Source organism: Carnobacterium jeotgali MS3 (assembly GCF_000745125.1).
Taxonomy (GTDB): Bacteria; Bacillota; Bacilli; order Lactobacillales; family Carnobacteriaceae; genus Carnobacterium_B; species Carnobacterium_B jeotgali.
On the sequence record NZ_JQNF01000010.1, the window covers coordinates 187,347 to 203,992 of the forward strand.

Genomic DNA, 16,646 nt, shown 5'->3' on the forward strand with positions numbered 1-16,646 from the left:
TGTCAAAACACAAAAAACGATTACGATACTTTCCACTTCTAAAATAACCAACGCCTCCATTTACGAAGCAAATTCAAATCATTTGTTTGATATGGTGGGTATTGTTTTTGGCTATTGAAAGGCAAAATATTTTCATAATCCATCTTCAAATAACTAAAAGTAGCTAGACTAGCCATTCCATGATAGCGCCCAAAACCACTTGCTCCGACTCCACCAAAAGGACTATGTGAGCTGACAGCATGTAAAATTACTTGATTTAAACTGAACGCTCCTGAACGCAATTCTCTTTTCAAAAATTGACTAGTTTCTTTATCTTTACTGAACACATATACAGCTAACGGATCAGGATAATCTTTCAATTGATGAACTAAGGTTGTTAAATCGGTATAAGGAATAATTGGCAAAATTGGACCGAATATTTCTTCTTGTAAAATCGAACTATCCATTGGAATATCGGTTAATAGTGTTGGTTCAATAAATCGATTAGCAGTATCTACATGCCCACCATAATAGATTTTTCCTTGTTCCAAATAATTCTTTAATTTTTCAACTTGTTTATCATGAACAATCCGGCCGAAATTCGAATGGTGAATCGGTTGAGTTCCATAGAATGTTTTGATTTGATCAGTCGCTAGTTGGAGAAATTTAGTGTAAACAGACTCATGGATATAAACCGTGTCAGGAGCGATACAAGTTTGTCCTGCATTTAAAAATTTACCCCAAATGATACGTTGAACAACTGTCGGAGTTAGATTTGTTTCGTCAACGATACAAGGATTTTTTCCACCTAATTCCAGCACAATTGGAATCTGTCTTGCAGCTGCAGCTTTATGAACAATTGACCCCACCTTTTTACTTCCAGTAAAAAAAATGAAATCCCATGGCAACTCTAATAACTCACTAGCCACTGAAGCATCTCCAGTAACAACCACTAAATTATCCGGTGAAAAATACTGTTCAACTAATCGTGCAATTAAATTGGCTGTTGCAGGTGCATATTCTGAAGGTTTAATGAAGCAACTATTTCCAGCTGCCATTGCCCCAATTGCAGGAAGAAGTGCTAAATGTAAAGGATAATTCCAAGGACTAATAATCAGTACCGATCCATAAGGATGATGTTGGATACTTGTTTTGCTAATTGAACTCAATCTAATGTGATGCTTCTTTTTAGTTCTTTGCCATTGATTGAGTTTACGTTTCAAAAAGTCGATTTCTTGAAGCAATACTGCAATTTCAGAAGCATAAGCTTCCTCAGGTGATTTGCCCAAATCTTCATAAAGCGCATTCAACAATTCCGTTTGATTCTCTTCTAACATTAACTGAAAAGTAAACAATTGTTGTTTGCGGTAGTTGATATCTGAAAGACTTGTTTCAACCACTCTTCTTTTCTGCTGCTGTTGAATAATCGTCCACTTTAACTTTTGTTTGTAAATTCTTATTGATTCAGTCATTTTCTTGGTCTCTTTGCACGATTTTATCTCTAACTTGTTGACCACTCATAGTAACCATAGGCATACCTCCACCTGGATTTACAGTGCCTCCAACAAAATAAAGATTGTCATACTTTTCACTGTGTTTACTATGTTTAAATCCATGATTTTTTTTGCGGTTAGATACGGTGCCATAAATTGATCCTTTGTGCGATCCATAGGTTTTTTCAATGTCATCCGGTGTCCACATATCCTCCGTCACAATGTGTTGTCGCAAATCTGTTAAACCCATCTTCTCTAATTTGATCAAGACTCGTTCACGCAATTGCAAGTAGTCTTCTTGAGTGAAGGGTTTGTCTTGAATATAAGGAATATGAGGCAATATTTTGATATTTTCATGTCCTGGTTTAGATTGAGTTGGGTCAGTTTTATTCACATTTACTAAATAAATAGTAGGATCTTCCGGTAGTTCGTGCTTATTGAATACTGTATCAAAATGGTGAGCTGGATCAGCTGAGAAAAAGAAATTATGGTGCGCAAGCTGAGGATATTCTTTACTTACACCTAAATGCAACACTAAGCCAGAGCTTGAAGGCTCAAATTTCTTTTCTAATTTATCAATAAAATCCGTATCTTCATTCAATAATTTTTTATAAACTGGAATAACTTCCATATTTGAAACATAATAATCAGCCTTTTTTAACGAACCATCTGCAAATTGGACGCCTTGAATTTGATTTTGGTTATCTTTAAGTAATGAAGTAACGGCTTTACCGGTGTGAAATTCCACGCCCAATTCGCCAGCTAATTTAACCAGCCCGTCTGCAATTTTATGCATCCCACCTGGTACATACCAAACACCTTGAGCATGTTGCATATAAATCATCATATTTAAGACTGCTGGAGCATCATAGGGGGACGAACCGACGTATTTTATAAAATAAGCCAGCATGTCTCTGACTTTTTGATTACTGATTCTTTTTTCAATAGCATCATACATGGATGAAAAATAATCAAAATCTTTCATCGCCCCTATTAACCCATGCACACGAAAAATTTCTCCTGTTTTGTCTAATCCCTTTTCAAAATAGCCTTTTTCAGTCGCATCGTATAATTTTTTAGCGTAAGACAAGAACTCTTTGTACTCATTCAGATCCTTTTCACTTAACTCTTTATTTTCACGAGACATTTTCTCTAAATCACCATACAAATCAATAACTGAACCATCTGGAAAGAATGATCTCCATTGTTGATCTAATTGAATGATAGAAAGATAATCATCCATCTTACGTCCACTGTCTGTAAATAATTTTTCAAATACGTGAGGCATTGTTAGGATTGATGGACCTAGATCAAAACCAAAACCGTCTTGTTCTAAACGATTTAACTTGCCTCCAAGATGATCATTTTGTTCAAAAAGCGATACATTATACCCACTCTGGGCCAGTGAAATAGCTGCCGAAATTCCGCCTAATCCTCCGCCAATAACAATGACTGATTTTTTTTGAGATGACATATTCAAACACTCCTCATGTACTTTATTGTATAAGAAAAGCCCCAGACTCAAACATCGTGCTCATTCGTCAAGGACAATTTCTTATTTTATTGCTTGGTAAATACGCTGCATCTCCATTTTAGAAACATAATTACGTTTTGTAAAACAATCGTACTTATTTTTTCGCACCGCATTTAGCAGACCTCTATAAATATTAGCTGATAATTCAACCGGAAAACGACTATCTTCATCAAAGTAGCGATAATCCGATTGAATATTATCATAAAGTTCTTCAGCGCGTTGAGCCAATCTTTCCCAAATACGAATAAATTTATCATTCACTTTTTTTTCCTTCAACTCTTGAATAGAATAGTTTTCCTTTTCTAATTCTGAAATAGGAATATACACACGTCCAATATTTTGAAAATCTTCCCCTATATCTCTCAATATATTAGTCAATTGCATGGCTAACCCTAGATTTACAGCTGTTTGCGTAAGATCTTTATCCGTTTCAGAAGCTAGTACAGGCAACAACATAAGCCCCACTGAGCCAGCGACATAAAAACAATACTTTTCTAAGTCTGACATCGTTTCAGGCATACTAAATTGAATATCCATTTTTTGACCCGTTAATTGATAATAAAACGGTTGAATATCCATATCATATCGTTCAAACACATCAGTTAACGCTCTCCAAGCTGGATGATCAATTGGCTGTCCCTTTTCAAATAGAGCCAATTCTTTTTCAAGCGTCTCCACTGCTGCTAACTGTTCTTGTGCTGTTTCTGCTAAATCTACCTCATCATCGGCTCGCCTACAAAAGGCGTAAATCGCAAATATGGCTTGTGCCTTAGCTTTAGGCAAACGTGAGAAAGCATAATAAAAACTCTTGGAGTGCTGTTTAATAATATTTTCACAGTACTGGTAATCTTGTTTTATGGTTTCTTGTTTGTTTAATTCCATATTCCGCCCCTCCTAGCTTTTATTCATCTACTTTCTTCAACCCATTAGTATTTAACGCCACGGTCATCTAGCAACAATTCTCCTACAGCTATCTTAGCAGACAACAAGACAATTGGGACACCTGCACCTGGATGGGTACTGCTTCCGGCAAAATAAAGATTTTCACAATTTTTTGCTTTTGCTTGTGGTCTAAAATGATTGCTTTGTAACAAATTAGGTCTCAATCCAAAACATGCTCCATTATAGGCATTGAATTTTTCTTCAAAATCTAATGGTGTCATATACGTTTCCGATACAATCTCATTTTCAACATTTTCAAAACCTTTTAGGGTTTTAAGCGAGTCCAATACTTGTGAACGGTAATACTGAATCGTTTCTTCATTCCATTCGTAATCTGCTGTCGAAAGATCTGAAACGGGAACTAACAGATACAATCCATCTTTGCCTTCTGGTGCCATAGATTGATCCATTTTTGAAGCCATATATAAATAGTAAGAGGGTTTATCTAATAATTTTCCATCAAAAATATCCTCAAGATTTTTATCTAGATCTTCTGTAAATACAAAGTTATGCAATTGATCAACCTGATCATATTTACGATCCATCCCTAGGTACAAGATAAAACAAGAACAAGAATACTTCATACTATCAATTTTTTTGTCCGTATATTTGCCTTTTGCAGCTTTGTCTTGCACTAAATTCTTGATAGCATAAGGAAAATCAGCGTTACATAAAACAAAATCCGTTAGTACTTCTTTGTCTTTCAGTTTGATCCCATAAGCTTTTTTATCTTGAATCAAAATACTTTCTACTGGACTATTATAGTTTACTTTTCCACCTAATTCTAAAAATAAACGTTCCATTGACTTAGCCATTGTATACATGCCGCCTTTAATGAACCAAACACCGTAAAGGAATTCAATCATTGGAATGATCGAATAAAGAGAAGGTCCATTATTAGGTGAAACACCTATATAAAGGGTTTGAAAGCTTAACATTTGCTGCATTCGTTTGTCTTTTACGAATTTACCGATAGAATGACTAGCCGTATCAAATGTTTTCAACTTCAGCGCTTGCTTAATCATAAAGGGGTTATAAAAATCTAACGCACTTCTGAAAGGTCGTTGTAAAAAGTGATTTTTCGCCACGATAAAACGCCCATAAATATCTTGCAAATAACTTAAAAATCCTTCTGCATCTTCATCGCTAAGATTTTCTAGTGAAGCTATCAATTTAACAAGATCTGAAGATACATCATATCGATCTTTTTCCTCTGGCCCAAAGAACGCTGAATACATAGGATCGAGTCTGGTCATAGGAATATAATCATCTGGATTTCTTCCTGCCAATTCGAAAACTTCTTTATAAATCTCAGGCATCATTACTAAGCTTGGGCCTAAATCAAATGTATATCCGTCTTTTTCAATCCGATTCATTTTTCCGCCTGGAATGGCTTCTTTTTCAAATATCTCTACTTCATATCCTTCATGTTGCAACCGGATAGCACTGGCTAAACCGGCTACACCAGCCCCAATAACCGCTATTTTTTTACTCAAAAAGTCTTCCCCCTAATTTATATTTGTATGGTTCCTATTTTTAGCCTGAGTTCAACTTAATTATTTTTCTCTTCTAACCATTCAAATTCATGGTTTAAAGACTTCAAACCTTTTACAAAAGCATCATTGCTTATATCTTCCATGTTACACTGAATAATTTCATTCAAAATAGCTTTTGATATAGCTTTTTTAGATTGCTGACTTTTCTCAGTTAACGTCACTACTACTGCTCGCTTGTCCGTATCTGATATTACTTTTTCAATCCATCCTTGAGTTTTCAACCGATTTAAGATTGGATTCATTGTTCCTATACTCATACCTATACGATCGCTTATGTTTTTTATAAAGACATGATCTTCATCCCATAGCGCTAACAAAACAAGATACTGAGGAAAAGTTAAACCGAATGGCTTCAAGGCTCTTCCATACATTCTTGAAAATCCGTTGGAAGCTTTGTATACTTCAAAGCACAGTTGGTCTTCTAAAGATCGAACGAATATTGATTCATCCATTATTTTTTCCCCTTCCATCTAGTCCATTCATTTCAATTGTAATACTCACGTTAATTAGTTTCTCTCAACGTTAAAACGCCGTCTTTCATCACGTAAACTTTGTCACAATGGCTAATCAAACGCTCATCATGAGTAACCATTATGGTTGCTTTCTTTTTAATTTTCGTTTCACGTGCTAATATCTCAACTACTTCAAAGGCTTTTTCAGAATCTAAACTAGCAGTCGGTTCATCTGCTAAAATAACAGAAGGCTCATGATACAAAGCACGCGCAATCGCAACACGTTGACGTTCTCCGCCAGACAAATCACTTGGGTATTTATCTCTCAAATCATAAATTCCTAATTCTTCTAACAGTTCTTTTTGTTTTTCTTTCTTCACTTTTGATTTTTCAACTTTATTGACTAAGTTTAGTTGATCTTTCACAGTCAAAAATGGAACTAAGTTTGACGCTTGCAAAATAAAACCGATTTCTTTGAATCTTAAAGCTGCACGTTCTTTTTCACTCACATCACTAAATGGTTTTTCGTTAATTTCTACTGTTCCATTTGAAGGCTTTTGTAATCCTCCAATAATTGTCAATAAGGTACTTTTACCAGATCCACTGGGACCTATAATAGCAACGAACTCGCCTTCTTCTACAGAAAAAGTGGTGTTTTTTAATGCTTCTATTCGTTTGTGTCCTTCACCAAAAGAACGGCTTACGTTATCCAATTCTATTAATTTCATTTTTGTTTTCCTCCTTTATCCAATTGCTGTTAATGGGTCGATTTTAACGACTGTCCGTACTGAGAATAATGCTCCTAAAACAGCTATAACAATAAGCAATGCTGTTATTCCTGCAATAAATAGCCAATTTGTGCTATATGGAACTGCTGCTGGCAGAACAAATGACGTGATAACCGTTAAAGTCAAGCCTATTCCCACACCAATAGTAGATAATAAGAATGTTTGTGCAACTACAGATTTAGCGATATAGCCTGAAGAGATTCCTTGTGCTTTCATTACTCCAAACATACTTGTTTTTTGTAAAGTCAATACATAGATAAATATTCCAATAACGACTGCGGCGATTACGATTAAGAAACCAATCATTAAACCGAATGTTAAGACTTGAGCGCTGTATCCAGGTATTTTAAAGATGTAATCCCCAATAGAATACGCAACTAAATCGTCAGCATCTGCAACAACTTTTTTAAAAGAATCTGAAGAGTCACGAACAACTACTGCACTGATTCGACCATTTTCTGAATCATCACTTGCTTCAAAGCGTACTTCTTGGTATGAGTCAATCGTAGTGTACAATACCGGTGCCACATTAAACTTAGCATTTTCAGTAAATCCAACTACTTTTACTTCTTTATCGCTTCCAGCAAGTTGAACCTCATCTCCCAATTCAATGCCATCTTCTTTATTTAAACTGATGTCAGCAACCACTTCATCATCAGTTTCAAATGCTCGTCCATCTATGACTTCGGGCATAATAAATTCATCTGGATCAATACCAAAAAATGTTGCATTTATTTTTGAAGATTCGCCTGTCTCGCCAACTTTTCTAATAACACTAGGCGCTAAACCAAGTAACGCAGTTTCATCTGCTTTTACTTCTTTTGCTTGTTCAAATGTCAACATAGACATATTGATATTGGTATTTGATTCGTCCGTCAAAACAATCGCATCTGCTTCCCATTTATCCACACTTGTTCGATTATCTTGCGCTAAACCATATGCTAACCCTGTTAAAAAATAAACCAAATAGGATACTAATACCATAACCCCAATAATCAATGCAAATCTGGTTTTTGAATACTTAATTTCTTTCCATGCTAAAAACATATTATATCCCCCTCTTAACTACCTGCTTCTTTTTAGACCAATGAATTCTGTTGTATTTTGACTGTATGTAACCCATTGCATCATACACGATATATCATACCGTAAACGAAAAAAAATGTACAATTTTCTTACTTGTTTTTTACAATTCCTACATGATTGCTATAAATCACCCTCCCTTTTGTACTCTTTCAACAATCGTGCGAAGCGATCCGTCAGATTAGCCGTGAATCCCCAGATTGTATGATTGCTCAAGTTATAGAATGGGACAGCATGCTTTCCTTGCTTCCAATTGTATTTTTCACCTCCAGGAATCAGCTCATAAGGAAACCCTTTTTCGTGTTCCAATTTAACATTTGCAGTATAATATACCGGCTCGTGAGTTAAAAAATAATTTAACGGCACAGTATAGACTTCATCTACCTCTTCATTAAATTGAATATCCTTCACGCTTATCTTTTTCACTTCTCCCACAAAAGCTCGAATAACGAGGTGCTCATTCACAATATAATCCATTTCGCCTAAAATTTGAATGGCGTCTCTAGAAAGAGATAATTCTTCCATTGTTTCACGGATAGCTGCTTCTTTATACGTTTCCCCTTTTTCGACTCTTCCACCAGGAAAAGACGTTTCACCCGGTTGAGAGATACTTTTACTGCGTACTTCGTATAAAAGATGCATCTCCTCATCTACTTCAATTAAAGGAATCAGTACTGCAAAATGGCGTTGATTATTAAGCGGTTTCACTCTATGGCTTTCCAACAAGATTTTTATTTCTTCTAACATATTTAATCCTCCTTCAGATATTCATATAATAAACGATATACCTCATTATAATTAATCCAGCTGTACTATACTAATATAATTCTTGCTAATCCTGTAATAAGTTGATTACAATAGAAGAAATATGACAGTTCATGCGTTCATACAAAAGGGAGATTATTATGGAACAAGTAGAAGAGACCTTTTATTTTATAAATGACCAAAAAAAAGCAACCGAAAATAGCACTATTTTTAACCAACTGGATGGAAAAATGATTTATGAGGTTATCCGTGTTCAACAAGGGGTCGCTCTTTTTTTAGAAGATCACTTAGAAAGGTTTAAAGCATCCGCTGCCGCTACAAATTTAACCTTAACTGATTCTGATGAGTCTATAACGCAACGGATTTATCAATTGATTTCTGTAAATCAAGTTTCTAATAAGAATATCAAACTTATTTTAACTGCTTCAAAAGGACTGTTAATTTTCTTTACGAAAACGACTTACCCGCCACAAGAGTATTACCTAAATGGTATGCATACAACTTTATTGAAAATGGAAAGAATAGATCCAAATATCAAAACCGTACGAAATGATTATCAAAAAAGAGTTTTAGCTGAACGAGAAAAACAGCAAGCTTATGAAGTGTTACTCGTCGATCAAGACAATCATGTTACTGAAGGCAGCCGTTCAAATTTATTTATTGTTAAGCAGAATAAACTGTACACCTCGCCTGCTAAGAATGTATTACTTGGTATTGTTCGAAAAAAAACGTTAGCTTTATGTGAAACGTTGGGCTTTGAGGTTTTAGAAGAAACCATCCCTGTTTCAAAATTAGCTGAAATTGATGGAGCTTTTATTACAGGTACTGGGAATAATATATTACCCATCCAATCGATTGAAACACTAACTTTACCCTCTACATCCAATCCAATCATTAAAGCCCTGATGAATGAATACACGAAACTTGTTGAGTCTTATATTCACTCTGCTACTAGTCGTTAACGCGTTCACTTGACTGATAAATAACTGTTAAGAAGCCAAGAACGCAATTTAGGTTCTTGGCTTCTTCAATGAGTTTAATGTGTGTTTTTTAGTTGCTGTGTCCTTTTGATTACTTTGAAAATGGTATCAACAGTGAAAATTGCCAAGGCAATCATCCCTGCTATTTGGATGGTATTCTGCAGGTGCGCTTGTGCTAAATTAGTATTGCCTTGAATAAATTCATAGACCGTTAAATACATACCCGAACCTGGTACCAACGGGAAAAATCCAGGAAGAAAGAAAATAGTTACTGGAACTTTAAACATGCGCGAGAAAATATGCGATTGCGTTGAAATCACTAATCCTGAAATATAGGTAGCTCCAACAGATCCTAGTGCATCAATACAAAGCAAATAAACTGCCCAACCTACAGCTCCTACAATAGCTGCTGTAACAATATGTTTTTTAGGCGATTCTAAGATGACAGCCGCTGCGGTGACTGCCAGAAAAGCTCCTATGATTTGACTAATCAAAGAGAGCACCTCCAATAACAACTAATCCAATGGCTACCCCTATGGCGATTGAGAGAGCAATCACGAAAGCTTCTAAGGCTTTCGCACCACCAGACATGTAGTCTCCTTGTAAAGTATCTCGAATCGCATTTGTAATCGCTGTTCCTGGAACTAAAGGCATGATTGTTCCCGTTATGACCAGATTTATATTAAGCGTTGGGAAAATAAACGCCTGCATCAACCCAGCTCCTACTGATATAACCGCAGACGATAAAACATTTCGTACAAATGATCCCATATCCAACTTTTTCTCGCCTTTTAATACTAGCGCCAGCAAGCCACCGTTAATTCCAGCAGCCAGTATTTCAACTAGACCGCCTCCTAGTAATAGAGCAAACGAAGCTGCTAATGCTGCTATAGCAAAATCTTTATATAGTCGCTTGTACTGTACTTTCCCAATATCCTGTAAAGCATCATACGCTTCTGGAATCGTTATTTCTCCAGTCGTCAATTGACGGGATATGGTGTTTACAGTAGCAATATTATTTAAATTTGTATCGCGCAAGCTGATTCGTTTAACAACTGTGATCGGGTCTTCGATACTAGGATCATCTAGCGTAGCCACTAATCCAGTTGCAATTGCAAAAGCTTCAGTGGTTTCGAATTTTGATGTTTTCAAAATATGATTCATTGTGTCTTCAACACGATACGTTTCAGCGTTGCTTTCTAACATGATTTTCCCTGCTAATATAGCGATATCCATCAGAGTTCTATAATCCATTTTGTGTGTCCTCCCTTTCCCATAATGGCTACCAGCCGCTGTTTCAACTGCATTACTCGTATGTAAATCCAAATTTAGTATAGCATAGTTTCTTTATCCTAAAGAATCTTTCTATTTTTAAAGACAATAGGTGTAAGCAAAAAACAGAGCAGAAAAATCTGCTCTGTTTTTTGCTTACTTGTAATTTAATTTACTTCACCCAGAATTTTACGTACTTTAGTCATCTCTTTGGCTAGTTTTTGATAAGTAGGAATGATTTTTTTGTAGTTTTCAGTCGTTTGTTCATTTGGCTGCATCCAAATCTCAGGCTCCGTTTTTTGATCTAATAAAACAGGTTTATGTTGGATGATCGAACTTTCCAAGATCTCATTATCCACTTTCCCAAGCAGCACTGCTCCTAAACAAGAACTTTCAAAGCTAGTCGGCTGCTGCATCGGTCTACCAAATATATCTGCAAGCATTTGCTTCCATAAAGGAGAATTTAAAAAACCACCCGTTACTTTAATTGTTTTAGAAGGACCACCAACTTCTTGAATGAGCTGCCAAACTTCATAGAGATTAAACATTACGCCTTCCATAGCTGCTCTTACCATATGTCCAGTAGTATGACGAGAAGCTAAACCGATGTAACTACCAGTAGCTTCTGACTCCCATAGTGGCGCACGTTCTCCATTTAAGTACGGCAAGAAAAACAACCCATCTGCACCTGGGGTTACTATTTCAGCTAAACGATTAAGCTGCTCCAATTCTGTTTCAACCTTATTGTCCATTAATTGGCTTCCTTCAGGATAAAGTACAGACGTCAACCAGGCCATCACATTGCCACCATTATTTACAGCGCCACCGATGACCCAACGATTTTTTGATAAGTAGTAGCAAAATGTTCTACCTTCTGCATCCAATACAATTTGATTGGTTACCATGCGTATTGCTCCGCTCGTCCCGATTGTGATTGCTGTTTCTCCAGGATCCATTGCTCCAACCCCAAGATTAGATAGGCAACCATCACTGGCTCCAATAACTAAATCTGTTTTTGAATCAATTGCCATCTGTTCCGCATAAAACTCACGGATAGTCTGCCAGCGATGCGTTACATCAACAGGTTGGGATAACATAGACTCTTCGATTTCGACAAGTTCAAGAATTTCTTTATCCCATGCCAATTCACGAATATTGAACAAGCCTGTCGCTGAAGCAATCGAATAATCAATTTTGTATTCGCCAGTCAACTGGTACAGAACATATTCTTTAATGCCAATAATCTTCTTTGCTTTTTGTAAAATAGTAGGGAAATATTCTTTTAGCCACATTATTTTACTCAGTGGTGTCATAGAATGAACAGGAGTCCCCGTTTTCTGGTATAAAGCTCTCCAATCTGTGGTCTCTTTTAACTGAGCAACTAAATCGGCTGGACGATTATCCGCCCAAATAATGCAATTTGTTAATAATTCATCTTTTTCATCTACAACAATCACGCTATGCATGGCACTTGAGAAAGAAATAAAGTCCACTTGGTTTTTGATTTCTTTGTCTTTTTCCATCAATGTTCGAATAACCGAAAGGACTGCTTGGAAAATTGCCTTTGGATCCTGCTCTGCCATTCCTGCTTCAGTTTGACTAATAGCGTAACCTACATATGTACTATCGACCACTTGAAGGTCTTCTTGGTACAAAACGGCTTTTGTACTGGTTGTCCCAATGTCCACTCCAATGGTATATTTTGGTTGTTTTATCATAAATTTAGTCCTCCTTGCTTTGATACAACTATCTTTCAAATTCATTACGCGATGATTCAAACCATTAAATCTCTCTGCAACCGATTGCATCACGCATACTCTTACTATTATGAACCATTTTCAAATAATGTCTACTGTCACTTTTGGTTTCATTATTTTTTTGAGTAAAAAAGCAAGAAAAGATGAACGTATTCTCCTTTTCTTGCTTAGTCTATGCTGTTTTTTAATTTAATTCTGGCCAGAAACCTTTGTTAGCAATAATTAAATCATCTAATAAGTTTTTAGCTACCGCTGCATTTGGCACAATTTTAGACAAGCACAAAGCTTGCCATAATTTCTGGTAGCTTCCTTCAATGTACGCTTCAACAACCATTTTTTCAGCTGTGACTTGTTGCAACATTAAAGCTCTCTCAAATTGAGGAATCTTCCCTTGTGCTAATGGTTCTGGGCCATCACTACCGACGATACAAGGAACTTCTACCATAGCATCATCATCAAAGTTAGCGATAGCGCCATTATTTTCTACAATCAATAACATTCTTTCATGTGTATTAAAAGCAATAGCACGGGCTAAATCAACAATAAAAGAAGCGTGACTATCAATATGGAAGTTGCTATTTTCAGCTGTGCCTTTTTCAATGATTTCTTTAGCAGCTGTAAATACTTCTTTTTCACGACCAGCCATCACTTCGTTTGCACGCGTGAATTCAGGATTAGAATGAGCTACTTCATAATCTGGGTAAAAATAATATTTCAAATACGTATTCGGTAAGAAACGAGGTTCAATAGCCAATAAATCTTTAGCTTTTTTATGAGTCGCTTGCCAGCTCTCATCCATATGTTGAGTATCGACTTCAACTTGTGTCAAATAACCATTTTCAGCAACATATTCTTTAATCTCATCTAGGTATTCATGGCCAGTTGCAATATCTTTCACACTTGTCCACCAACCAAAATGATTTAATCCAAAATAACGGACTTCTAATTCAGCTGGCGTTTTTCCAATAATTTGAGACATTCTTCTTAACGTTCCCACAGGCATATCGCAAATGTTGAGTACTTTTGCATTAGGACGCATGACACGACATGCCTCCGCTACGATAGCTGCTGGGTTAGAATAGTTCAGCATCCAAGCATCTGGAGAATACTCTTCCATATAATCAATAATTTCCATCATGCCTGTGATACTACGCATTCCATAAGCAATTCCACCAGGTCCACATGTTTCTTGACCTACGATTCCATATTTCAACGGAATTTTTTCATCTTGTTCACGCATTGCGTACTTTCCAACTCGGATATGTGCCATACAAAAATCAACATCCGTAAAAGCTTCTTTTGGATCCGTTGTATAAGAAAAATCAATTTCGGGTGCTTGCTCTTTCAATAATATTTCAAGTGCCTCTCCTAAAACAGCTTGTCTTTCTCCATCATTATCATATAATTTTAGCGTTCGAATTGGAAAACGATCCACATTTTCGAGCAACATCATGACGATTCCTGGTGTAAAGGTGCTTCCGCCTCCTGCGATTACGATTGAAAATTTCTTCATTAGTCATAACTTCCTTTCATCTTATCTTTTTATTTATTCTTCTGATTCTCTTCCTAAATAGTGATCGACTGATTTTCTCACACTGCTCACTTGCAACCCATAAACAACGTGGACATTGTGGTCTTTAATGATTACTCCACTTGCTCCTGTATCATTTTTTAAAGACTGCTCATCTACTATACCGGGGTTATGCAAGGTTAACCTCAAACGTGTGTAACAATTAGTTACCGTATCAATATTGTCTGGTCCTCCCAATGCTGCAACAATCGTGCTTGCTAAACCCGTATCCCCTTGATTCTCTGCACCACCGGAGGCAGGTTTAGCAGCCTTGCTTTCATTGTATTCTTTCTTAGAGTAAAGCTTTGTTTCCTGACCAGTATCTTCACGACCAATCGTTTTAAACTTGAATTTAGTAATCAAGAAACGGAAAGTAACGTAATAGATTGCGAAGAATACGAGACCAACCAAGATGTACATTGGCCAACCCGTTTTCTCAATACCTAATGGCACATTGTACAACAGGAAATCGATGAAGCCATTTGGTCCAATAGCTCGAACACTCAATAAATTCAACACCACCATACTTAATCCACTTAACGCTGCATGGACAATAAATAACAATGGAGCTACGAACATGAATGAAAATTCAATCGGTTCTGTTACTCCTGCTACAAATGAAGTAACCACTGCTGGAATTAAAATAGCTTTTGCTTTATTTTTATTCTCAGGGCTAGCTGTGTGATACATGGCTAAACAGGCTCCAATTAAACCAAACATTTTTGAAATCCCACGTGCATCCCAAATCACGCTTGGAGATAAAACTCTGACACTTGGATCGGCGATTTCAGCAAAGTAAATATTTCTTGCTCCTTCAAAAATTTGCCCTCCAACTTCTTGAATGCCTCCTAGTGACGTGTACAAGAACGGTGTATAAACCAAGTGATGCAGTCCTGTCGGAATTAATAAGCGTTCTAACGTTCCATATAAGAAAATCCCAAAATTTCCGCTTTGATTAATTAATGTTCCTAAGCTATTGATGCCGCTTTGGAAAAACGGCCAGATATATGTGAAAGCAATAGCCAATAAAACGACTACTGGAATCAATAAGATGAATACGAAACGCGTTCCACCATAAATTTGAAATGCGTTATTAAATTCTTTCTCACAAAACTTGTTATGTACAAGTGCTGTTACGATACCTAATATAATGCCAAGAAAAACACCCATATCGAGTACTTGAACACCTAATACCATGGTCTGTCCAGTACCTTGTAATGATTCACCTTCGAATAATACCCCACTAAGTTCCATAAATTTGTTCATCGCATTGATAAACACTAAGTATCCTAGTACAGCAGTAAATCCTGCTTCTGACTTTTTCTTTTTAGCTAATCCAACGGCTAGTCCAATACAAAATATTAGTCCAAGGTTGCTTAATATAGAAACTAACGAGCTAGATAAAATAGCACCAAAACCCATTGTGATGGGATTATTTAAAAAGGGAACGGTTTCAATCAACTTCGCATTTGTAAATAAATTACCGATTGCAATCAAGATTCCTGCGATAGGTAAAATCAATACAGGGATAAACATCGCTTTTGAGAATCGTTGCATACCATCCATCACTTTTTCTTTCATACTTCTTACCTCCAATTTTTTATTGTTTCATTTCTTTTCATAAACCTAGTTTATCTTGAAAGCGATTTATTGTATAGCATTATGGGCACACAAAAAACGTGTTCCGCAACTTAGAAACACGTTTCATTCATCTGTAATTTCCTTTTGTAATCCATCAAGATACATTTTGAAAATATACTCCACCAACATCAGTAATCTAGGAAAAAAACTATTCGGCAACATATTTCGATCATCCAGTTTATTATTGTCGGTTAGTTTAAAGTTTAAATCCGCTAATTCAGCAGCCCGATTGTCTGTTTCTTTTGTAAAAGTAATCGTAAATATTCCCTGATCCTTTGCGACAAGCAACTTATCAATTACTTGTTGTGTTTCGCCAGATTTTGAAATCACAATAAAGGCGCCAATGTCTTCTAAATTATTTTCAAAGACACCAATCGAGTCGGTACCTGTAGCGATAACAGTTTTTTTACCTAATACCAATAGTTTTTTATAGAGATACTCTGCCATGATTGCCGAAAATCCAGTTGCATAAATAAAGATGTATTTTTGCTTTAAACATAGAACCTGTCGGATGAACTGATCAATGTCTTCTTTACTATTTTCCTTAAAAAAATCTTGTTGACTGATGCGCAAAAAATCTTCATCGTTGTCTGTTTGTTGACCTACTGTTCGATTAACCATTGGAAGTAGCTGATAATATAAGTCAATAAAACCCGTATAACCTAACTTCTTTGATAAACGAATAATAGTTGACGGAGAAGTATAGTTGTCTTTTGCTACGCCTCTTACACCTTTATCTAATACATCATCGATATTTTCAATAATGTAATGCAAAACTTTTATATCCAGTTCGGATAGTTTTTTTCCCTGAATCAGTTTGCTGATATCTTTCAT

At 36.2% G+C, this 16,646-nt stretch carries 15 protein-coding genes; 1 reads left to right on the forward strand and 14 read right to left on the reverse strand.

Features of this window, described 5'->3' with window-relative positions:
• Positions 1-38 precede the first annotated feature (38 nt).
• The 8 genes from BP18_RS08435 to BP18_RS08470 all read right to left on the reverse strand — a co-directional run bounded on the left by BP18_RS08435 (position 39) and on the right by BP18_RS08470 (position 8,574).
• Positions 39-1,451, reverse strand: coding sequence for an aldehyde dehydrogenase family protein (locus BP18_RS08435; protein WP_029277229.1), 1,413 nt, complete (start codon positions 1,449-1,451; stop codon positions 39-41).
• Positions 1,444-2,946, reverse strand: a complete 1,503-nt coding sequence (locus tag BP18_RS08440; RefSeq protein WP_029277231.1) for a phytoene desaturase family protein — start codon at positions 2,944-2,946, stop codon at positions 1,444-1,446. Before BP18_RS08440 ends, BP18_RS08435 begins: the two co-directional genes overlap by 8 nt.
• Positions 2,947-3,027: 81 nt before the next feature.
• Positions 3,028-3,888: a phytoene/squalene synthase family protein gene (locus tag BP18_RS08445; protein WP_007721029.1), complete on the reverse strand. Its 861-nt coding sequence runs from the start codon at positions 3,886-3,888 to the stop codon at positions 3,028-3,030.
• Positions 3,889-3,932: 44 nt separating this feature from the next.
• On the reverse strand, positions 3,933-5,444 hold the full coding sequence (locus BP18_RS08450; protein ID WP_035050586.1) for a phytoene desaturase family protein: 1,512 nt from the start codon (positions 5,442-5,444) through the stop codon (positions 3,933-3,935).
• 56 nt (positions 5,445-5,500) lie between these two features.
• On the reverse strand, positions 5,501-5,956 hold the full coding sequence (locus BP18_RS08455) for a MarR family winged helix-turn-helix transcriptional regulator (protein WP_029277234.1): 456 nt from the start codon (positions 5,954-5,956) through the stop codon (positions 5,501-5,503).
• Positions 5,957-6,006: 50 nt separating this feature from the next.
• Positions 6,007-6,684, reverse strand: coding sequence for an ABC transporter ATP-binding protein (locus BP18_RS08460; protein ID WP_029277236.1), 678 nt, complete (start codon positions 6,682-6,684; stop codon positions 6,007-6,009).
• A 15-nt stretch (positions 6,685-6,699) separates the two neighbouring features.
• Positions 6,700-7,791 (reverse strand): ABC transporter permease, encoded by a 1,092-nt coding sequence (locus BP18_RS08465; protein ID WP_007721039.1) that lies wholly within the window; start codon positions 7,789-7,791, stop codon positions 6,700-6,702.
• Positions 7,792-7,950: 159 nt separating this feature from the next.
• The gene (locus tag BP18_RS08470; protein ID WP_007721041.1) at positions 7,951-8,574 is read right to left on the reverse strand and encodes an NUDIX hydrolase; all 624 of its coding nucleotides are present in this window, start codon (positions 8,572-8,574) and stop codon (positions 7,951-7,953) included.
• Between the two features lie 158 nt (positions 8,575-8,732).
• Between BP18_RS08470 and BP18_RS08475 the strand changes: the two genes are divergently transcribed.
• Positions 8,733-9,554 carry an aminotransferase class IV gene (locus BP18_RS08475; protein WP_007721043.1) on the forward strand — a complete coding sequence of 274 codons (822 nt, stop codon included), beginning with the start codon at positions 8,733-8,735 and terminating at the stop codon, positions 9,552-9,554.
• A gap of 74 nt (positions 9,555-9,628) precedes the next feature.
• Here BP18_RS08475 and BP18_RS08480 read toward each other — a convergent pair whose 3' ends face one another.
• The 6 genes from BP18_RS08480 to BP18_RS08505 all read right to left on the reverse strand — a co-directional run bounded on the left by BP18_RS08480 (position 9,629) and on the right by BP18_RS08505 (position 16,646).
• Positions 9,629-10,066: a threonine/serine exporter family protein gene (locus BP18_RS08480; protein ID WP_007721045.1), complete on the reverse strand. Its 438-nt coding sequence runs from the start codon at positions 10,064-10,066 to the stop codon at positions 9,629-9,631.
• Complete coding sequence (locus tag BP18_RS08485) at positions 10,059-10,826, reverse strand: threonine/serine exporter family protein (RefSeq protein WP_007721047.1); 768 nt, start codon at positions 10,824-10,826, stop codon at positions 10,059-10,061. The genes BP18_RS08480 and BP18_RS08485 overlap by 8 nt, the downstream gene beginning before the upstream one ends.
• 185 nt (positions 10,827-11,011) lie before the next feature.
• A complete protein-coding gene (locus tag BP18_RS08490) occupies positions 11,012-12,562 on the reverse strand; it encodes a gluconokinase (protein ID WP_029277238.1) in 1,551 nt (516 codons plus the stop codon).
• A 223-nt stretch (positions 12,563-12,785) separates the two neighbouring features.
• The gene (locus BP18_RS08495) at positions 12,786-14,114 is read right to left on the reverse strand and encodes a 6-phospho-alpha-glucosidase (RefSeq protein WP_007721051.1); all 1,329 of its coding nucleotides are present in this window, start codon (positions 14,112-14,114) and stop codon (positions 12,786-12,788) included.
• 33 nt (positions 14,115-14,147) lie between these two features.
• Positions 14,148-15,752: a PTS transporter subunit EIIC gene (locus BP18_RS08500; RefSeq protein WP_029277240.1), complete on the reverse strand. Its 1,605-nt coding sequence runs from the start codon at positions 15,750-15,752 to the stop codon at positions 14,148-14,150.
• Positions 15,753-15,875: 123 nt separating this feature from the next.
• Positions 15,876-16,646, reverse strand: coding sequence for a MurR/RpiR family transcriptional regulator (locus tag BP18_RS08505; RefSeq protein WP_029277242.1), 771 nt, complete (start codon positions 16,644-16,646; stop codon positions 15,876-15,878).